Genomic DNA, 23,687 nt, shown 5'->3' with positions numbered 1-23,687 from the left:
ACAACCGGATTCAGAAAAAATCGGAGATGGAGGCTTCTGTATGAGGGAAATGGAAGAACTGCTATGCCGGCTGCTATGGCAGCAGCTTCGAACCATGGGGGAATTTGCGGAAGCCGGTTCTATTACGTCCGCATCAATGGCAGCAGCAGGAATAGACGGTAAATATGAGCGCTGGTTTGAGCACACCCTGGCCGTTCTGACAGAACACGGCTGGCTGAGGATGAAGGATACGGCTTATTTTGCTAACGATCGAGGCACCGGGCTGGAAACAGCATGGAGCGAGTGGAATAACTGCAAACAGGCCTGGCTGGAAGATTCGAGCTTGCGCGCGCGGGTCACCTTGCTTGATGCGGTGCTTCATCGGCTCCCGGACATCTTAACAGGCAAGCTGCCAGCTACAGATGTCCTTTTTCCTAACTCTTCCATGGAATTGGTTGAAGGTATTTATAAAGACAATGAGATTGCGGATTACTTTAATGAGGGAATGGCTAATGCGGCTGTTGCCTATATCGAAGCAAGTTTGAAACAAAATCCGCATGCGCGGTTTCGCTTGCTGGAAATCGGTGCGGGCACAGGCGGGACGAGCGCCATGGTGATCCGTAAGCTTACGCCGTATCAGGACCGGATAGCGGAATATAAGTATACGGACATTTCGCAGGGATTTCTTCAGCATGCTGAAGCCGTCTTTGGAACGAAGGCGCCATACTTGTCCTGCCAGCTCTATCATGTCGAGAAGCCTTGCGCCGAGCAGCAAATTCAAACTGGCGTCTACGATCTTGTGCTTGCGTCAAATGTGCTTCACGCGACGGCGAATATTCGGTCAACCCTCAGAAACGCCAAGACGCTGCTGAAAAAAAACGGTCTGCTGCTCATCAATGAGATCAGCGTCAATTCGCTGTTTGCCCATCTGACATTCGGGCTACTGCAAGGGTGGTGGCTATATGAGGATCATATGATTCGGATCCCGGGCTGTCCAGGCCTTTACCCGGAAACCTGGAGAAGGGTTCTGAGTCAAGAGGGCTTTCAGCACGTGCTGTTCCCCGTTGAGGAAGCTCATGCGCTGGGGCAGCAGATCATTATTGCCCAAAGCGACGGTATCGTTCGCCAAGCGCGAATCAGCGAAGCTGATGCTGCAGGGATGGAGGCAGCAGCCGGTTCTGCTACCATCACGGTGCAGAAGACGGGGAAGGACTCTGTCTCTGTACATGAAGCAATGGACGAAGGACAAGTTAAACGCCGCATCCGGAGTATAGTAATGGATAACTTGTCCGTATCGCTAAAGCTCGACAAACAGCGCATCGATACGGATGAATCGTTCTCCGATTACGGCTTGGATTCCATTACCGGGGTTCAATTCGTTAAGCAGATCAACAACGTCTTGGGGACCGCCTTACCCACGACGATTTTGTTCGATTACAGCTCGATCCGGAAATTGACCGATTATTTGTGGAGTGCTTTCGGTCCGGTTATTACGGCTCAATGGGCAGAAACAGAAACTGATGGCAACGTACCTTACATGTCCTCTGATAAAGAGGCAGGTCATCGAAAGCCGCCCGTGCAGCAAGAGAAGAAAACCGTTTCCTCCTATGATACAGACCAGTTGGGAGAGGCCTTTTATAAAGAGCCGATCGCTATCATCGGCATGAGCGGTAAATTTGCCAAATCGGATACACTTGAGGAATTGTGGAAGCACTTGGAAAATGGCGACGACCTCGTGGAGAAGGTGACGCGTTGGGACTTGTCTTCTTATATGGAGAACGATTCTTTCTGCAATTTCGGCAGCTTCATCGAAGGATTCGATCTTTTTGACCCGTTATTTTTTAACATCTCCCCGACGGAAGCTGCCTATATGGACCCGCAGCAAAGGCTTTTTCTGGAAGAGACCTGGAAGGCGCTGGAGCATGCCGGTTATGCCGGAAAGGGAATGGATGGGCGAGCTTGCGGGATTTATGCCGGATTTAATATGAATTATTACGCCGAGCTGATCGAGGACCGGCCTCCGGCACAAGCGATGTGGGGTAACGCAGGGTCCGTTATTCCCGCACGTCTATCGTACTATCTCAATCTGCAGGGGCCTGCAGTAACGGTAGATACCGCGTGCTCCAGCTCGCTTGTGGCCATCCATTTGGCTTGTCAGAGCTTGTGGAGCCGGGAGACCGAGGCCGCTATTGCCGGAGGGGTGTTTCTTCAGCCTACGCCAGGCTTCTATATTAGCGCAACCCGGGCTGGAATGCTCTCCGCAGATGGGCGATGCTATACATTCGACGACCGTGCCAACGGATTCGTTCCGGGCGAGGGTGTAGGTGTCGTTGTGTTGAAACGGCTGCCGGATGCGCTGAAAGACGGCGATTCCATCTATGGCGTCATCCGCGGTAGCGCCACGAATCAAGACGGGACAACAAATGGGATAACGGCACCAAGCGCGAGGTCTCAGGAAATGCTGCTGCGTCAGGTTTATGATTCATTCAGTCTTAACCCGGCGGACATCCAGTTGGTCGAGGCGCATGGGACAGGAACCCGGTTGGGCGATCCGATCGAGTACCAAGCGCTCAGCCGGGCATTCCGTCAGCATACGAGCAAAACCGGATATTGCGCATTGGGTTCGGTCAAAACGAATATCGGACATACGACAGCGGCAGCAGGAATTGCGGGCTTGCTGAAAATTTTGCTGGCCATGAAGCATCAGAAGCTGCCTCCTTCGCTGCATTTTCAATCGATAAATGGAAACATAGAGGCATCTGATAGTCCATTTTACATCAATACATCGCTGAAGAATTGGGAGGTTGAGGCAGGGGGGAAACGACGAGCCGCCATTAGCGCATTCGGATTTAGCGGAACGAACGCCCATATGGTAATCGAGGAGGCTCCGGATACGGCGCCGCCGCGTACGCAAAAGCCCGCCTACCTCATCGCACTGTCGGCGCGGACAGCCGGACAACTGCGCAGGCAAGCGGAACAAATGATGGCGTACGTTAAAGGCGAACCGGATGTCGATCTTGGACATGTAAGCTTTACGCTTCTTCTGGGCCGAAAGCACTTTCCGCACAGGCTCGCCTGCATCGTGCAGAACGCTGGACAATTGGCGGAGCGGTTGACCGCATGGCTGGAGAACGGGCAAGCCGTAGACCTTTTTCAATCCGATCCCGGAGCACAGCTGCCTCTAGAGGAGCTCCCGAGCGATCATTATGGCTATGCCTGTATGGATGCGTGTGCGCGGGAAACCGAGCGAATCAACTATTTGGAACGGATTGCGTCGATTTTGGAGCTGTATACGCAAGGCTATGAGATGTCATTCGACCGTTTATTCGCGGATGGCCGTTACATCAGGCTGGCGCTTCCTGTTTATCCGTTTGCGCGGGAACGTTATTGGGTGCCTGAATCCACCGCAAGGCCAGCTGTCCGGACAAAACCGCCGGAGGGCGCCGTCCTGCATCCGCTGCTTCATCGTAAAATGCCGGCGGTTGAAGGAACAGGCTTTCGCACCACGTTCACCGGCCACGAGTTTTTTCTGGCGGATCACGTCATTATGGGACGATCGTTATTACCGGGTGTAGCCTTTCTGGAGATGGCCCGAGCCGCTGTCGGGATGGCATTTGGATCAAGCGGCGGAGACTATGAAATCAGGCTGAAGGATCTGTTCTGGACCCGGCCCTATAGCGTGGACGGTCCGCATACGGAGCTTGAAATTCATATGGAAACCGGAGATAACGGTACCATTGACTATGGGATATACGCCACATCAGCTGCCGACAAGGACGAAGCGGTACGCTGCCACCAAGGCAAAGCCGCGGTCGTACCGTTTTCTCGCGCGGAGAATGTAACCCTGGACGCAATCCGGCAGAAGTGCAGCTTGGCGATGCTGGATGCACAGCAGTGTTATACGGCTTTCAGGCAGATCGGCATGCATTACGGTCCGACCTTCCAATGCATCGAACGCCTATATATCGGCGAGGAACAATCGCTGGCCAAGCTTCGGCTGCCGGCTGCCGCCCGGGAAACGGCCAGTCATTACGGGCTTCATCCCGGCATGCTGGATGCAGCGCTTCAAGCAGCGGGTGTCGTAGCTACGGCGGACCCCGCGGACAGAAGCAGCGTTCTTGACCGGATTAAATCGGTCATTCCTTTTGCACTTAAGGAGCTTCGTATTTATAAGAGCTGTACATCGGACATGTGGGCCCATATAAGACGGAGCGCGAATGCGCCGTTCGATGAACGGACCCGGCAGACCGACATTGATTTGTGCGATGAACAAGGGAACGTTTGTGCACGGTTTATTGGTCTAGCATTTCGGGAGCCCAAATTGGAAGACATAGCAGCTGAACAAGGAAATGAAACACTCTTGTGGGAGCCGGTATGGGTAGAAAAGGAGGCCGTCCATGAAGACGACTCCGAAACAGCATCGCGGCATATCGTCTTCCTATGCGAACCGAATGAATCGATCGTCAACTTCGTACAATCGGAAGCCGGCCGCATGACCCGATATGTGACGCTTAGCGCAGGCCGTGCAGCGGAAATAACGGAGCGTTATGAGACCTACGCCGTTCAAATGATGGAAGAACTCAAATCCATCTATTCGGAAGGCGTTCACGGGGAGGCGCTGATACAGATTGCTTCGTTCAGTTCGGAAAGCGATTGGCTGTTCCGAGGTCTGACCGGATTGCTTCGGACGGCATGTCTGGAGTATTCCGGTTTCATCGGGCAGTACATCGAGCTGGAACAAAATGTTCGAGCGGAGGACTTAATTCGGAAGCTTCTCGAGAACAAGAGCTGCCCAGAAGACTTTATGATTCGTTATCGCAAGGGAGTTCGACAGGTTCAGCATTGGGTTGAACGAGAGGAGATCCCTTCGGCGGTGGACATTCCGTGGAAGCATGAGGGCGTTTATTTCATTACAGGCGGTGCCGGCGGGCTGGGCTACGCACTCGCCCAGGAGATCGCAGGGAAAGTCGCCTCTCCGACGCTTGTGCTTGCCGGAAGAAAGCCGGCCGGTGCAGCGATCCATGAGAAGCTTGCCGCGTTAGGAAGGTTAGGCGCACAAGCGATGTACATGCAGATGGACGTATCCGATAAGGAGCAGACCGTTGCCGTCATCCAAGCCGTTAGGTCCAAGTACGGTCGGCTGAACGGAATCATTCATGCCGCAGGCTTGCTGAGAGACAGTCTTCTTATTCATAAAACCAAGACTCAGGTTGCTGATGTTATGGGTGCGAAGGTAAAGGGAGTTGTCCATTTGGATAACGCAACCCGGGAGCTGGAAGTCGACTGGGTGCTTGTATTCTCCGCTGCAGCGGCTGTGCTCGGCAATTACGGACAAGCCGATTACGCTGCGGCGAACGGCTTTATGGATGCCTACGCTGCATATCGAAACGGTCAATCATCCGTTGGCGGTCGTAAAGGCAGAATGCTCTCTATTAACTGGCCATTATGGCAAGATGGCGGTATGCGAATTACCCGCGAAACGGAGCAGAGCCTAAAAGACAGGATCGGTATGGCTCCCATGAAGGCAATGAACGGTATGCAGGCTTTGTACCGGGCATTTGGCACCGACCGGGATCAACTGCTTTTCATGCATGGCGATCCGGAACGGTTAAGGGCCTACATCCGTTTGGTGAACCGTCCTGCCCGTCCAAAGAAACCTAAAGCTCATCATCATGGCGCGGTGCTCCGGGACGAATTAACGGTATGGGTAAAACAGCAGCTGGCCGGTATTATCGGAATATCTGCGGACGATATTCACTCCGATACGGCATTCGATAAATACGGCATGGATTCCATCATGCAGCTGGATCTGATCCGCGAGCTGGAGAAGCTGACCGGAGAGTTGCCCAAAACGCTCCTTTTTGAACATAACACTGTCCGTGAGGCAGCTGCTTATTTGGCCGATCAATATGCGGAACAGATTCGAAAATCATGGCAGGCGGATGTTATGGAGCAGCCTCCAGCCCCGGTCTCTGTCCGTGAAGCGTTTGTCGATACGCAACAGCAGGATGTGAATTCGAATGCCTTGAAGCAGGAAGGTATCGCCATAATCGGGGCAGCGGGCAGATACCCAAAAGCTAATCAATTGGAGGAGCTGTGGGAGCGGCTCCGGTCGGGAGAGAACTGCATCACGGAAGCGTCTGCTGACCGATGGTGCCGAACGTTGCTTCGGGGGTCGTTGGTCAACGAAACCGAACAGAAGGCCCCGTATTACGGCGGGTTTTTAGATGCGGTCGATCGCTTCGACCATCAGTTGTTCGAAATGGATGCCGAAGAAGCCCGGGATCTTCCACCGGAAGCACGGCTCTTCCTCGAGACGGTCTGGGAAACGTTCGAGAGCGCAGGTTATTCCAAATCGGCGATACAGCATTGGCAGAACCGAAAGCAGGCCGGTATCGGCGTGTTTGCCGGAACGATGTACAGCCAATATGGCTGGCAGATGCCGTCGTTGGAGCAGGCGGCGCTTCATTCAAATCGGACCGATTGGCAGATCGCAAACCGGACATCGCATTTCTTCAACCTGACAGGTCCTAGCTTAACGGTCAATACCGCCTGCAGCAGTTCGCTTACCGCGATACATCTCGCTTGCGAAAGCCTTAGGCAGAACGGGTGTTCCATGGCTGTTGCCGGCGGAGTCAACCTGACGCTTGACGTGTCCAAATACGAGGCGCTGGAGCAGGTCAATTTTCTCGCGACCGGCGGTAAGAGCAAATCGTTCGGCGACGGTGACGGTTATGTTCCCGGAGAAGGCGTCGGGGCAGTGCTGCTAAAACCGCTTTCGCTGGCCGAACGTGACGGAGACCAGATCCTCGGGGTCATCACGTATAGCGGCGTTAATCATGGCGGCGGCCGGCAAAAATATAGCGTCCCCGATCCGAAGCAGCAGGCACAGCTCATGGAATCGGCAATCAAGCGTTCGGGGGTCGATCCCGAATCGATCACCTACGTCGAGTGCGCGGCTAACGGTTCGCCGCTGGGTGATTCCATCGAGGTCGCGGCTTTACGTAGCGCTTTCTCGCGATTTACCGACAAGCAGCAATATTGTGCCATCGGCTCAGTCAAATCCAACATCGGGCATCTTGAAGCGGCTTCCGGCATCTCGCAGCTCAGTAAAGTGCTGCTGCAATTGAAATATCGCATGCTCGTTCCATCGATTCATGCTGACGTGCGCAATCCGAATCTTAAACTGGAAGGCACGCCTTTTTACTTGCAGGAGAAATTCGAGCCCTGGGAGCAGAAGGTTGACCCGTCAAATGGGAACCCGCTCCCACGTAGGAGTATGATCAATTCGTTCGGTGCTGGCGGTTCATATGCCGTGCTTATAGTTGAAGAGTATATCGGTCCGCGCATCGGGACAGAAACTGGGGCGGATGCGGCTATTGACCCGCCGTCAGAGTATCTGGCCGTTTGGTCGGCCAAAACCGAATATAGCTTACGAAGCTATACGGATCGTATGCTACGACTGCTAAGCGAGGAACGCAATCTCTCGGCAGAAGCGCTTTCGGACTCGCTCATTCGGATTAACAACGATTTGGAATACCGTTTGGCTATCATTTATCGTTCTGTTGACGATCTGCGACTGAAGCTGGAAGCGTTGAGAGCAGGGGAAGAAGTGCGTGACCCGGATATGTTCATCTCGCCAAATTGCAGGCTGGGCAAATCTGTACAAGTGGTAAACCCGCAACGGCAGGATCATGCTGGGGAGCTGTTCCGGATTGCCCTTCAATGGGTTCAAGGAAGATCCGTAGATTTGGAAAGGCTAAGGCATCACCCTGCAGCGAGAACAGTGAATCTTCCCCATTACGCATTCGATTATGGAACGGATGATGGCGAATCCTCCGTCCACGGAAGCGGGGAAACCCAGCTTCGCGTGATTTTGGAGAGAGTTTCGCGCGGCGAAATGTCCAAAAGCGAGGCTATGCAGTACTTTTTCGATATCGAGGTGTAAGGATGGACATGAAAAAGGAAGAATTGGAACGTCTTCTTGAACGGGTACAAAACGGCAATCTGGAGGTCGAGCAGGCACTTCAGGAAGTCCGGGAAGCCCAGCGGCTTGCGAGGCAGATTCCGCAACGGCCTGCTTTCGAAGTGGCCAACCACCGGTGGACGAGAACCTATCATTACGATGAGACGCTTCTGCGTGACCACAAAGTCGGCGGCAAACCCGTTATCATAGGCGTCGCTCATGCTTCAATGGCTATGGATGCTTATTTTGCCCTCTATGAGAGGGAACGTTGCGGCCGAATTCGGAATCTTTCCTTCATCAGCCCTATAAAAGTCGATCCTGCGCAGCCGGTGATCGTCGAGATGAAGCTCGAGAAGGACAGCTATGAAGCCGCGGGCTTTGAGACCGTGTACGGGGACCTCTCCTCCGAGGACAGACCGCTCACCGCTAAAGGAGAGCTTCTTGTAGGGCCGGCAAGCAACCGGGTTTTGGATCTGGCTGGGCTGCAGGCATCAGCCGAACTGTACGAGCAGCTGGATCGGATCTATGAGATCAATCAAACCGTTGAATTAGGGCCAAGCTTTAAAACCATTCAGCGTGTATACAAAGGACAGGACTATATTCTTGTCCGGGCTGAACTGACCGGTGAATCGGCTTCCGAGGAATCCGAATCGCATATTCATCCTCTGCTTTTGAACAGTGCGTTTCTCTCGGTCGTCCCCCTTTTGAATAAGGCGACCGGTTGGGACGGTTATTTGCCGTTTGCAGTCAAGGATGTGCTCTTCCGTAAAACCGAACGATTGCACCAATGCTGGATCCATATCCATCATTTGAAAGAATCGGACGAAATGATCGTTTTCGATGCAGAGCTGATTGAAAACAACGGCATAGTGGCGGCGGAGCTGACGGAATGTTCGATCAAGCGCCTCCGTCTGTCAGCAATCTCACGTGAAGAGACGGCAACGAATGATTCCGCTGATGGCGGAATCGAGACTCTGGAAGAGCGCATCATCGGCTATTTGGTGCGTCAGGTGGAGACGGTCACCGATGGCCGGTTAAAGTTTTGCAGTATTACGGCGAATTTAATGGAGCTTGGTCTAAACTCCGCTCAGCTTATTGCACTTACCGGCGTTATTGGACGGGAAATTGGCTCCGAGCTCTATCCGACCTTGTTCTTCGAGTACCCAAGCATTGAGGAGCTTGCGTTCTATTTTGGCAAGGAGCATAGGGAGGCTTTTCAGAAGCTGCTGGGAACGGCATCTGCACCGATTGCGGAAGCAAAGCCGAAGACTCATTCGTCGACCGCCGACCAGAACGCAGGAAACGAAGTCGACCATGAAGATATCGCGGTCATCGGGATGGACGCATTATTTGCAGAATCGTCCGATATCAAAACGTTTTGGGAAAATATCGTATCCCGGAAGGATCTGATCAAAGAGATTCCGCTCGACCATTGGGATTTCCGGCCTTGGTTCGACGAAGACCGCCGGGCCAAGGATAAGACGTATTGCAAATGGGGCAGCTTTATCGATGACGTCGATAAGTTCGATGCGGAATTTTTTAACATATCGCCAAGAGAAGCCGAATGGATGGATCCGCAAATCCGTCTGCTGCTGCAAAGCATCTACGCAACCGCGGAGGATGCAGGCGTTGTGAAGCAGTTAAGGGGAAGCAGCACGGGAGTATTTGTCGGGGTGTGTGTTCATGATTACGCGGATCGAATCGCGGAAATGAATCTCCCCGTCGATCCTCATATGGGGACAGGCAATGCGCAGACCGTCGTCGCCAATCGGGTATCGTTCATCTTTGATTTGAAAGGTCCGAGCATGGCGATAGATACAGCGTGTTCCTCGTCTTTGTTCGCTTTACATACGGCTTGCCGTTCCTTGCAAAATGGGGAGTGTCAGATGGCCTTTGTCGGCGGCGTCAATCTGCTGTTGTCGTCCTGGCACTACCGGTATTTCAGTAGTATCGGCGCCTTATCTCCCACCGGCCGCTGCCATACGTTCGATGCAGCCGCCGACGGGTATGTACCAGGAGAGGCGATCGCCAGCATGCTGCTTAAACCGCTGTCGCAAGCGAAGAAAGACGGCAACCGCATCTATGCCGTCATAAAAGGTTCAGCGGCGCTGCATGGAGGACATACACCGTCTCTTACGGCACCAAGTATCGAGGGCGAGGAACATGTCATTGCGAAAGCTTGGGAGGACGCGGGGATTGAGCCGGAATCGATCGGTTATATCGAAGCGCATGGCACCGGTACGGCACTCGGGGACCCGATCGAAATAAGCAGCTTGAAGAAAGCGTTTGAGCGTTTCACCGACAAGAAGCAGTTCTGCGCGGTCGGTTCCGTGAAGTCGAATATCGGCCACACGGAAGGTGCTGCCGGAATCGCCGGCGTCATCAAAGTCATCCAACAGATGAGGCACCGGCAAATACCGGCAATGCCGAAGCTTAATCAAATAAACCCTTACATCCAACTAGAAGACTCGGCGCTTTACATAAACCGGGAGAATCAATACTGGGACACAAGGGACGGACTTCCGAGACGGGCGGGTGTCAGCTCCTTCGGCTTTTCCGGCTCCTATGCCCATGTCGTCATCGAAGAATACGTGGAAGAAGCATCGGCCGCTCTGGTAATAGGAACTCCTTATGCGCTGATATGGTCGGCCAAAAATGAAGAACGGCTGCGTGAGCAGGTTCGCCAGTTCGTCGAGTGGATGAGCAAATCGGAAAATAGCGAAGCGGAATTGGCGCAGATTGCTTATACGCTGCAGACCGGCAGGGATGAGCATGAAGAACGGTTGGCCGTTGCCGTTGAATCGGTTGAGGAGCTTCACTATAAGCTCTCCGCTTATTTGGATGGCCGCGAAGGAATTCCACTGCTGTACAAGGGAAGTGTTGGGTCCGACAGCAGGGGAAGCAAGCTCGAAATACTCGAGCACGAGGAAATATCGAAGGTTCTTGAACGGTGGGTTCAGGGCGGCGTCTATGATTGGAATCGCCGATACGAAGCGCTAAAGCCTCGTCCGATCTCGCTCCCGACATATCCGTTCGCCAAGGAGAGATACTGGATCCCGGATATGAGAAGCACCCAAACGACAGCGGGTGCTGATCCGCTTCATCCGCTGCTGCACCGCAATACGTCGGATTTCACCGTACAGCGCTTCAGCACGCGGTTTGAAGGAACTGAATTTTATTTGGAGGACCACCAGATTGAAGGCAGGCGCATCCTTCCAGGAGTCGCTTATTTGGAGATGGCCCGAGCAGCGGCTGTCCTATCCATCGGCAAGCTGCTGCCGGAGGTATCCGTCCGATTGCAACAGGTGGTATGGGCACAGCCGATCCTTGCAGGCGATGATCCTGTACATGCCCATATCACCTTGAAACCAAGCGACAACGGGACAATTGATTATCGGATTTATACCGGGGCACCAGAGGAACAAGCCGGGGAGAACGTGCACAGTCAAGGAACCGTGCTGGTCGTAGAAGCGGCTGAGCCGCCCGTTTTCGATTACCATGAGATTCGGAAACAATGCTCGCGACGACAGTTATCGACCGGGCAATGCTACGAAGCGTTCGAGGGGATGGGCATTCATTACGGTCCCTCGCATCGCTCGGTATCCGTGATATATATCGGCGACGGGCAACTGCTTGCGCAGCTGTCGATGCCTTCATTGATTGCGGAAACAAGGGATGACTTTGTGCTGCACCCTAGCATGATGGATGGCGCCTTGCAGGCCTGCATCGGTTTGGCTGCAGTAGAATACGGGCAAGCACCGCTTGCGATGCCGTTTGCGTTGACGTCACTTGAGGTGTTCCGTGGATGCACGCCATCGATGTGGGCTTATATCCGGAGCGTCACGGAGGAAGGCAATGGTAAGGACCGGGATCTCACCTTCGATATCGACTTATGTGATGACCAAGGCCGTGTCTGTATCCGGATGACAGGTCTTGTAACTCGGGCGTTAACCGCAAAACGAGAACTTGCCCATCAGGCATGTTCCGTTGAAAGCCGCACGGCCGTTCAGCTGCGGCCGGTTTTGATAAAAGCTGCGGCTTCCATTTTAGGCGTGAAGGAAGACGAGATTGATCCGGGTGCCGAGATGGAGGAATACGGTATGGACCCGATCAAGCTGAATGAATGGGCTCATCAGCTGTCCGAAGCTTGTCAGCTTGAAATGCGGCCATCCGAATTGCCCGCGTTTAAGACGATGACGATCAATACAATAGCGGAGTATCTTAGCGGATCCGGAGGAGTATCGCGAATTTTGGATGGCGATGAAGAGACGGCGCAGGACAAAGCCAAAGTGTCGGAAGCAATCGATCGAATGAACGATATGAACCGCACACTGTGCCGGATGCTTTGGGCTTATTTTTGCGAAACAGGATGGGTGGCCCCTTTATCAGCCTTCGGAGGTTATATACCCTCGGAGACGGAATTGCTGAGCTCCTATCGGAGATGGTTTCAAGAAAGCGTCGCAATGCTGGTCCGCAGCGGCTATTTAATGCCGGAGGCAGACGGCGTTTACGCCCCGGCTCAAGAGCCGGTAACTCTCGGGCAAGCCTGGGTGGAATGGGAAGCGAACAAGAACAAATGGCTGGACCATGACGATGTCTCTGCACAAGTTTCCCTTGTGGAGGCGACGATGCGCGCGCTTTCCGAGATTCTCTCCGATGGCGTTAGGCCGACGGATGTCATGTTCCCGGGTTCGTCCGCGGCGTTGGTGGAGGGCATTTACAAAAATAACCGCGTAGCCGACTTTTATAACGACCTGCTCGCGGATACAGCGGCGGATTACGTGCGTGAACGGATTGCACTTGATCCGAATGCAGAAATACGGATTTTGGAAATTGGCGCCGGAAGCGGCGGAACGAGCGAAGCGGTGCTTCGGAGGCTGAAGCCTTATGAAGCGCATATCATCGATTTTAGCTACACGGATGTATCCAAATCGTTCTTGCTCCATGCGGAACAGAAGTATGGCAAAGAATATCCGTACCTTTCCTTCCATTTATTCGATGTCGAACAAGCGTTGGAAGGGCAGGGAATTGCGAAGGGCAGCTTCGATATCGTGATTGCGGCCAATGTGCTTCATGCGACCCGCGATATGAAAAAGACGCTGTATCATGTCAAATCCGCACTGCGCGCAAACGGACTGCTTCTGTTAAACGAGCTTACCGGCAACACGGTGTTTAATCATGTGACATTCGGTCTGCTGGAGGGCTGGTGGCGTTATGAAGATCCGGAGCTTCGAATTCCGGGATGTCCGGGCCTGCATGTGCCGGTCTGGCAGTCCCTGCTTGCCCGGACAGGCTTTCACGGGATCATGATTCCTTCTGATGGTCACCTTTCGTGGGACCAGCATATTATCGCCGCGTTGAGCGACGGCATATTAGATCAACCTAAGCGGCTTGCGGCCGGAGAGCGGCACGAGCGGCTTCATGACCTAACCAATACGGACCGAAGCGGTGAACATATGGAAGAACAGTGGATTGAAGATTATGTCAAGAAGACGATACGGGAATATGTCGCGCAAGCCTTGAAAATGGACGAGAAGCGTATTCAGGATGAGAAAAGCTTCTCCGAATACGGCGTAGATTCCATCGTGGCAGTCAGTCTCGTGAACAGCCTGAATCATCACTTCAGCCTTATTCTCAAGACAACGGTGCTGTTTGATTACAATAACGTGAAGCGGTTATGTGCGTTTTTGATCAAGGAGCATACGGATCAAATAACCGTTCTTCTCAAGCGGAGCGAACCGGCTGCCGGCAGAGAGGAAGAGGGCGCACGAGCCCTGCAGGCATCGGCAAAGCAGCCCGTCCAAAGCGGCCTTAGCATGCCTGCGGTGAGCAATCGCTTTCGATCGCAACCGGCAGGATCCCCGGTGCCTGCAGTTAGTGAGCATCAGAGCGCTCCCCTTCCTGAGGAAAAGCCGACGTATCACCATGTTGTGATCGAGCGGCCCGGGGGCGTTGATTCGCTGCGGATTGCACAATCCGGCGTTCCGGAGATGAGATCCGATGAAGTTCGCATCGCCGTCCGTGCCTTTGCACTGAATTTCGGCGATCTTCTCTGCTTGAAGGGTCTATACCCGACCATGCCGGCATACCCGTTCACACCGGGCTTTGAGGCAAGTGGGGTTGTTGTAGCCTCCGGTGCCGACGTTTCGACCGTTCGCACGGGCGATGAAGTGATTGTGGCGCTCGGGGCTTCTTTCGGCGGACATTCCACCATGATCACATGCCGGGAAGACCAGCTGTTCAAGAAGCCGGATTACCTCACGTTTGAGCAGGCTTGCACCATTCCGGCCGCTGCCATGACGATGATCAACGCTTTCCGCAAAGCGGATCTCAAGAAAGGCGAGAAAATTCTCATCCATACCGCGGCAAGTGGAACAGGACTTATCGCGGTACAGCTTGCGCGTCATTATGGTGCAGAAATATATGTTACAGCCGGGTCCAACCGTAAGCTTGAATTTTTGGAAACGCTCGGTGTGAACTATAGGATCAATTACAGGGAGACCGATTTCGAGGAAGAGATCGACAGGCTGACCGGTGGTAATGGAATCGATGTCATTATCAATACGCTTCCCGGGGACGCCATTCAGAAAGGAATCAACTGTCTGGCGCCGGGAGGCCGTTATATCGAGCTGGCGATGACGGCACTCAAAACCGCGAAGACGATCGATTTATCAGCGCTGGATGAGAATCAGACCTTTTATAGCATCAATTCAAGAAAGCTTGCTAACGAGAATCCGGCCGAGCTGCGCGGTTATGTCGAAGAGATGCTTGCGCTTGTCGAAGCAGGAACGATAAGCCCTGTCATTGATGGGGTTATCCCGTTTGATCGGGTGGCGGATGCTTACCGGTCTATTGAGGATCGGACGGCCATAGGAAAGCTCGTCGTTACGGTTACAGAGCCTTATCGATATCAAGAAACGGAGACTTTAGTCAAGCGGTTGGACAATGCGGAACTGCCGAGAACACCGCAAAGCGGGGAACAAGGCCGGGAGCCGGAGCCCATTGCCGTGATCGGGATGAGCGGCAGGTTTGCCAAGTCGGAAACGCTGGAGGAATTTTGGGCCAATCTGGCAAAAGGGACCGATTTGATCGAGGAGGCAAGCCGCTGGGATCTTAGCCCATACAAGGCAGGGAAAAACAGTTTCTGTTCGAAAGGCAGCTATGTCGATGCGATCGACCGTTTCGACCCGGTTTTCTTTAACATTTCGGGTTACGAAGCGAATTATATGGATCCTCAACAGCGTTTATTTCTAGAGGAAGCGTGGAAAGCGCTTGAAGATGCCGGTTATGCCGGAGCGGGAATGGATGGGCGAAAATGCGGCGTGTTTGTCGGCAGCAGCGGAAGCGACTATGCCCGACTGTTGGGCAAGCAGGCGCCGGCGCCTGCGTTTTGGGGCAATGCCAGTTCGGTCATTCCTGCACGAATCGCCTATTATCTTAACTTGCACGGACCGGCGGTAACCATCGACACCGCATGCTCCAGCTCGCTTGTCGCTGTCCACATGGCCTGCCAGAGCTTAAGGTCCGGGGAAACAGAATTGGCGCTGGCCGGCGGTGTTTTCATTCAGTCGACACCAAGCTTTTATGAGAGCGCCAATCAAGCGGGCATGCTGTCCGCGTCGGGACGGTGCCACACTTTCGATGAACGGGCAGATGGCTTTGTACCCGGAGAAGGCGTGGGGACTGTCGTTCTGAAGCGGCTCCGTGACGCCCAGGCCGACGGTGATTACATCTATGGTGTCATCATAGGCTCAGGCATAAACCAGGACGGTACAACGAACGGTCTTACGGCTCCAAGCGCGTTATCCCAGGAGCGTCTCGAACGGGATGTTTACGATTCATTCGGCATTGATCCAGAAAGTATACAGCTGGTCGAAGCACACGGAACCGGCACGCGATTGGGCGATCCGATCGAATATCAAGCTCTGACGAATGCGTTTCGCCATTATACGGAGCGGCGGGAGTACTGCGCCATCGGCTCCGTCAAGACCAATATGGGCCATGCCGCAGCCGCTGCGGGTATTGCCGGCTTGCTTAAGGTAATGTTGGCGCTCAAATATAAGCAGCTGCCGCCGTCCTTGCATTTTAGTAACGGCAACCCCGGCATTGATTTTCAAGAAAGTCCATTTTATGTCAATACTGAGCTGAGGAGCTGGGAGGCAGAAGCAGGAAGCAGGCGCCGCGCAGCCGTCAGCTCGTTCGGGTTCAGCGGGACGAACGCGCATCTGGTTGTCGAAGAAGCCCCTGCAAACGATCGTAAGTCCGTCAAACGGCAGGGCTTCCTGATCGTCTTGTCGGCTTGTACGCAGGAGCAGCTGCGACGACAAGCGGAACAGCTCCTGGATTACGGTTTAGCCAACGCTGGCGCTGATTGCGGCAGCATAAGCTTTACACTGCTTACAGGGCGGAAACACTTCCATCATAGACTGGCGCTTGTCGTCCGTGATACCCGTGAATTAGCGTCCTTGCTGTCTTCGTGGATCGGCAGTGAGGCCACGCCGCGGATATTCCAGTCCGAGCTAGACGCCAATGGAGCGCGGCAGCAGCTTGCTTTGAAACGGTATGGAAACCAGTGCATTCGCGAGCTGCAGAATGCGGACGGCGCCGCAGACTATATGGAACGTTTGTCATCGATCGCCGAGCTTTACGTACAAGGTTATGAGCTTGATTATCACGAGCTGTTCGAGAAGGGAAGGAATTTCAAAATTCCGCTGCCTACCTATCCTTTTGCCGATGAACGGTATTGGGTGCCGGAAGTCAAACCGCATGCGGATGCACAGACGGAAAGTGATGCGACAAAGCAAGCTGTACTCCACCCATTGGTACAAAGAAATACATCGGATTTCCAGGACATGAAATACAGCTCGACCTTTACAGGCGAGGAATTCTTCATCAGGGATCACGTCGTGAACGGCGAACCGGTTATGCCCGGTGTCGCTTATTTGGAGATGGCTCAAGCAGCGATTCGGATGATGGCGGGCGGCGAGCGGGAGAGCAGTCTCGGGATCCGTCTGAAACGAGTCGTTTGGGCACGGCCTATGATTGTGGCTGCCAAGCCTCTGGACGTTCGGATCGGGGTGAAGCGGGAACAAAACGGAGACGTCAGCTACCGGGTTACGAGCCAAATCGAGGAAGAGAGCGTTCTCCATTGTCAAGGAGCAGGAGCATTTTTCGAGATGCGGGAACGACCTGTGGTGTTGCTTGAAGCGTTGAAAACTACGCTGACGCAGAAGCGGTCCGTTCAGAGCTGCTACGAGGCATTTGAACGAATAGGTATTCAATACGGTTCCGGGCAAAGAGGATTGGACGAGGTTTACACAGGGCCGGAGGGCGTACTCGCCAAGCTCTTGCTGCCCGCGAGCGTCCAGAGCACGAAGGATCGCTACACGATGCACCCAAGCATGATGGACTCCGCCCTGCAAGCGGCGGTTGTCTTTATGGACAGGGCGGAAGAGAACAAGATGAAGCTCCCGTTTGCAATCGATGAGCTTGAGCTGTTTGACCGCTGCGCAACGGTTATGTGGGCTTGGCTGCGGCCAACACGAGGCGAGGCTGCAGACGGCCACATTCATAGGCTTGATATCGATCTGTGTGATGAACAAGGGAACGTATGCGTGGCAATAAAGGGATTTTCGTCCCGTTTGACGGATCGGAACGCGACGGATAACGCGATGTCGTCGAACACGGATTATGCTTCCGGGAAGTCTGACCAGAACTTGTCGGATTTGCTGACTTACGTCTGGGACGAGGCGGAAGTAGAAACAAGCGGCGTCCAGCCGCCGAACCGAACCGTAATCATTGCGGAAGACGAAAGCGCGGCCGTTCGTGAAAATCAGCATGAGTGGCCGGTAGCGCCGAGCATCATCCTGAAGGCTTCGGATACGATCGAGGAGATGGCCCACAAGTTAAGGGCGTGCGGCGAATTCGAGCATCTGTTGTGGATTGCGGCACGGGAACCGGACGGAGCTGCCGCTTCGGATGCTCCCATCGAAGAACAGGAAAAGGGCGTCCTTCATCTGTTTCGACTCGTAAAGGCCTTATTGGCGCTGGGTTATGGGAGCAAGCGTATCGCCTTGAGCTTCATCACCCAGCAAGCCGTTTCGGTCCAACGCGGTGACGCCGTGCGTTCTTGCGCTGCCAGCGTACACGGATTGGCTGGCGCGATCGCCAAGGAATATCCGCTATGGGCGATACGGGTTGCCGATTTGGAAGCAGGCGGCAGCCTTTCGTTTGATCAATTGTTCCGTCTGCCTGCCGACCCGGAAGGCCACGTATGGGCCTGTCGGGATAACCGGTGGTATCGTCAACGAATACTTCCGGTGGCCGCAGCCGTACCGAAACAAAGCCTTTACCGTCAAGGTGGCGTTTATGTCGTCATCGGCGGTGCAGGCGGGATCGGCGAGGCGTGGACCGAATATATGATCCGTCAATATAGAGGACGAATTGTTTGGATTGGCCGGAAATCGCTGGATGAAACCATTCAGCGTAAGATTGACCGACTGGGTGCGGCTTATGGGATAGAGCCGTGGTATATTTCGGCCGATGCCAAAGACAAACAGTCTTTGCAGCGGTCTGTCGACGAAGTGAAGTCACGCTATGGCGCGGTCCATGGCGTCATCCATTCCGCGATCGTCCTGCTGGATCAAAGCTTGGCAAATATGGATGAAGCACGCTTCCGCGCGGCGCTGTCGGCGAAAGTGGATATCAGTGCTCGGATGGCGCAAGTATTCGCGGCTGAGCAGCTTGATTTTATGCTGTTCTTTTCTTCCATTAATTCGTATACCAAACCGGCCGGTCAAAGTAATTATGCTTCCGGCTGCACCTTCAAGGATGCTTATGCCCAGCGGCTTGGCAAGGAGCTGCCCTTCCCAGTCAAGGTGATGAATTGGGGTTATTGGGGAAGCGTAGGCGTCGTTGCCTCGGAGGAGTACCGGAAGAAAATGGCCTCGCTTGGCGTAGCTTCCATTGAACCGGACGAGGCAATGGCAGCGTTGGAATTGCTGCTTGTAGGAGAGTTGGACCAACTGGTGATGCTGAAGATGACAAAGCCGGTGCCGCTTGCAGGAATGCTGCATGATGAACGTCTAGTCATGCAGGCTGACCGCAGCTCACTGCTTCCAGGAATTCGAAACCGGATGCAGGAAGCAGATGATTCGCGGCTTGACCGTATACAATCCGATATGGGACACCCCATGGCGTTGCTGGACGCTGCCATTTGCAGATTGATGTGGGCGATCTATAGAGAAGGCGGCTGGCTTAGCAGTGTTGAAAACGGTGCGTCCGGGATGCTGCCGGCCTACTACAGCTGGCATCAAGAAACCATAGCCGCCTTCGAACGGGCCGGTTATGTTCGGAGCGAGGACGGCACGGTGCGCATATTGGACACGAGCCCTCTGGATTTGGATGGAGAGTGGCGGCAATGGTACCGGACGAGAAGCGAATGGAAGAGCAACGGCAATATGAATACACAAGCCGAGTTGGCAGAAAAAACGCTGCACGCCCTCCAGCGCATTTTGGTCGGGGAATTACCGGCAACGGATGTTATTTTCCCGAACGGTTCCTTCGGATTGGTGGAGTCTGTTTACAAAAACAATCTGATGGCTGATTTTTTCAATGAAGCGCTTGCGGATACGGCGGCGGCTTATGTGCAGGAACGCTTGGCGCTGGACAAGTCGGCCAAGCTACGGATCCTGGAGATCGGAGCGGGTACGGGAGGGACGAGTGCGGTTGTACTCAAGCGACTAGAACCATATCAATCCCACATGGCTGACTATCTTTACACGGATTTATCAAAGGCGTTTCTGATTCATGGAAAGCAGACGTATGGGGCGGAGGCTCCTTACTTATCCTGCAAAATGGTCGATATTGAACGTCCGCTTGCCGAGCAAGGGATTGAAGAAGGAAGCTTCGATCTTGTCATAGCAACGAATGTGCTCCATGCCACTGCACGGATAAGCCGTACGTTGCGTCATGCAAAGGCAGCCCTGCGCTCGGGCGGGTTATTGCTGGTTAACGAGATCCATGCAAACCGCCTGTTCATGCACGTAACTTTCGGGTTATTGGAAGGCTGGTGGCTGCATGAGGATGCCGAAGTACGCATTCCCGGCAGTCCGGCGCTAACTACGGATATGTGGCAGCGGCTTATGGCGGAGGAAGGTTTCCGGAGCATCTTCTATCCGGCACGGAAAGGTCATTTTCTCGGCGCCGCTGTCATTGCTGCGGAGAGCGACGGCGTGTATCGGCAGTACCTAAGCGGTTGCGCGAGCGTCCCGTCGGATTTCCAGAGGCAGGAGTCGCTCCCGATCAGCCCGTCCACAAGCGGCACAAGCGGCACAAACGGTGCTGCTGACGTTTCGGACCGGGCTCTCGGCTCGTTTATCCAAACCGTTATTCGAACAGCGGTGGCGGATGCACTGCAAATCGATGCAGGCCGAATTCAGGACGATCGGAGCTTCTCGGATTACGGCGTCGATTCCATCATTGCGGTCAACCTCATTAACATCATTAATGAGCACTGTGAGACGCAGCTGCAGACGACGATCATTTTTGACTATAACAGCGTCGAGCGGCTATCCGATTGGCTACTTCGCGAGCATCGGCAGGAACTGCTGAGCAAGTACCGACAGTCGGATAAAACCGCAGCCCAATCCCCGCCGCAGGTCATGGCTGAAGAACGGGCCCTGACGCCGGGGGCATCGGAGGACGGGTATCGAGCCGCAGAAGATGCAGCTGCCTTCGAACTGGCGGAAAAGAGTCAGAAGCTGCGGGTACGCCATCATATAGTCGTTGAACGCCCCGGCGGTATCGACGACCTTCAATTGAAACAGTCGGCAGTGCCGCCGCTGACGGAGCATGATGTGCTGGTTGAGGTACGCGCCTTTTCATTGAACTTCGGCGATCTGCTTTGCGCCAAAGGTCTGTATCCAGTGATGCCGCCTTTTCCTTTTACGCCCGGCTTTGAGGCAAGTGGTGTTGTCATCGATACCGGTAAAGCGGTGACCTCCGTCCGGCGTGGTGATCAAGTGGTTGTGACCGGAGGCGGGAATATAGGCGCGCAATCGACCTACATCGTATGCTCGGAGCAGTCGCTTCTTCCAAAGCCTGACTTTTTGTCCTTTGAAGAAGCTTGTTCGCTGCCGGCAGTCGGCCTTACGATGATGGACGCTTTTCGCAAAGCGGCAGTCAAACATGGCGACAAGGTCCTTGTTCAGACGGCGGCGGGAGGAATCGGCTTGATGGCCGTACAGCTAGCCCGCCATTACGGCGCGGAAATATACGCTACCGCAGGCTCCAAGGAAAAATTGGACTATCTTGCAGGTATCGGTGTTTCGAAGCTCATCAATTACAGGGAAGACGATTTCGAGCAGGAGCTCAAGAGGCTTACGGACGGACAAGGGGTACAGATCGTTGTGAACACACTGTCCGGAGACGCGATGTCGAAAGGATTCCGGTGTTTGGCTCCGGGAGGCCGGTATATTGAGCTCGCCTTAACCGCGCTGAAGTCGGCGCGGAGCATCGACTTGTCGCTGTTGAATGAGAACAGGGCGTTCTATTCCGTTGACTTAAGAGCGTTGTCAGCCGAACAACCGGCTGTGATACAAGCTTATTGGGGCGAGTTGACAGCTCTGATTAGGCAAGGGGTCATACGGCCGACAATCGGCGGCGTTTACACGCTCTCTGATTTTAAAGAAGCCTATCGTCAGTTGGAGAACCGGAAAAATATCGGCAAGATTGTGGTGCGTATACCCGGAGGCGATTACCTGTCCGAACCCGAATCCAGTTCTTCTGCTATGGAGGATGCAAGCATGCCGCAGGTTCCAACACCTTTAGAACCGGTGGCTATTGTCGGGATAAGCGGCCGTTTTGCTCGTTCGGATTCGGTGAAGGAGCTATGGTCACATCTTGAGGCAGGGACCGATCTGGTAGAAGAAGTGACGCGCTGGGAACTCCGTGGGAGCGGCTCGGATCCGGAAGGGGTCAAAAGCTGCCGCCATGGAAGCTTTCTAAGCTCAATTGATTGCTTCGATCCGCTTTTCTTTAACATCACCGGCGTGGAAGCCGATTACATGGATCCTCAGCAGCGCATCTTTCTTGAGGAATCGTGGAAAGCGCTGGAGGATGCTGGATATGCGGGACCGGGAGAGCATACGCGGCGATGCGGCGTCTATGTCGGAAGCTGCGGCAGCGATTACCCGAGATTGTTTGGAGACGAAGCGCCGGCTCAGGCGTTCTGGGGCAATGCAGGATCCGTCATACCTGCACGGATCGCTTATTATCTGAACCTGCAGGGGCCTGCGGTAACGGTGGATACAGCCTGCTCCAGTTCGCTGGTTGCGATTCATCTTGCCTGTCAAAGCCTGTGGACAAGGGAAACGGACATGGCGCTCGCGGGCGGTGTATTCATCCAATCAACGCCTGAATTTTATACCGTCTCCAATCGTGCCGGTATGCTTTCTCCCACCGGCCGATGCCATGCTTTTGACGAAAGGGCAGACGGCTTCGTGCCTGGAGAAGGCGCCGGTGCGGTTGTTCTCAAACGTTTGAAGGATGCGCTTGCAGACGGCGATCATATTTATGGCGTGATCCGCGGCAGCGGCATCAATCAGGACGGCACGACAAACGGCATTACGGCACCAAGTGCGAATTCACAGGAGCGCCTGCTGCGGCATGTGTATGATACCTTCAGCATCAATCCGCGCCATATTCAGTTGGTGGAGGCGCATGGAACAGGAACGAAGCTGGGAGATCCGATCGAGTTTCAGGCGCTGACCCGGGCGTTCCGACATTATACGGACGATAACCGCTATTGCGCGGTCGGTTCGATTAAATCGAATCTCGGCCATCCGGCTGCTGCCGCAGGCATTGCGGGCTTGTTGAAAGTTATTCTGTCATTGCGTCACAAAAAACTGCCGCCTTCGCTCCATTTTGAAAAGGGCAACACAAACATTGCTTTCGAAAATAGTCCCTTTTACGTCAATACGGAGCTTAGGGATTGGACACTTGGCGAGGGAACGAAACGAATGGCGGCCATCAGCTCATTCGGATTCAGTGGAACGAATGCGCATCTTGTTCTTGAGGAAGCTCCTCAGCCGGTTCGCAGACGGGAGGCGAGATCCGCATACTTGTTCGTGCTGTCGGGACGGACCGCGGTACAACTGCGCCAACAGGTTGAAAGGCTGGCTGCGCACTGCAGACACTCCCCGCAGTTGGACTGCGCCGCGGTCAGCTTTACGCTGCTGGCAGGACGTAAGCACTTGAAACACCGGTTTGCATGCGTCGCCCCCTCCCGGCATGAGCTACTCGAACGGCTTGGCGAATGGTTGGATAACGGCCATGCGCAAGACGTTGTCCAAGCAGAGCTCCAGCCTGTCGGGGTGCGGGATGAAGAAGAGCGGCGAATCGACGAAGTAAATCAAAGCATCCAGGCATACCGAGAAAATGTCGACGGCCTGGCACGAGAGCATCTGCTGGCTTGTGCCAAGCTGTTTGTTCACGGTTATCCGCTGGACTTACGCAAGCTGTTCCTGGAAGGGGAGCAGCAGCGGATTCCATTGCCGACATACCCCTTTGCCAAAGAATGCCATTGGGTAAAGAAAGCGGAGCAACGGGAAGAGGCGAAGACGGATGAAGACGGCTTCAGTGATCTTCTAGATCAGTTTCTCGACGAAACCATAACGTTGGAGACCGCCGTCCAGAAAGCGGAACGAATCCTATCATCTTTGTCTTAGCAGGCTTCTAACCG

General features: G+C 54.1%; 2 protein-coding genes. Both read left to right on the top strand.

Annotated elements, in window-relative coordinates:
• Positions 1-40: 40 nt before the first annotated feature.
• Positions 41-7,927, top strand: coding sequence for an SDR family NAD(P)-dependent oxidoreductase (locus ACKKE8_RS25385; RefSeq protein WP_409175461.1), 7,887 nt, complete (start codon positions 41-43; stop codon positions 7,925-7,927).
• Positions 7,928-8,067: 140 nt separating this feature from the next.
• Complete coding sequence (locus ACKKE8_RS25380; protein ID WP_409175460.1) at positions 8,068-23,673, top strand: SDR family NAD(P)-dependent oxidoreductase; 15,606 nt, start codon at positions 8,068-8,070, stop codon at positions 23,671-23,673.
• The last annotated feature ends 14 nt before the right edge of the window (positions 23,674-23,687 follow it).

Source organism: Brevibacillus fortis (assembly GCF_046196545.1).
In the GTDB taxonomy this organism is placed as follows: domain Bacteria; phylum Bacillota; class Bacilli; order Brevibacillales; family Brevibacillaceae; genus Brevibacillus; species Brevibacillus fortis_A.
This window is presented reverse-complemented; position numbering and strand designations above follow the sequence as displayed.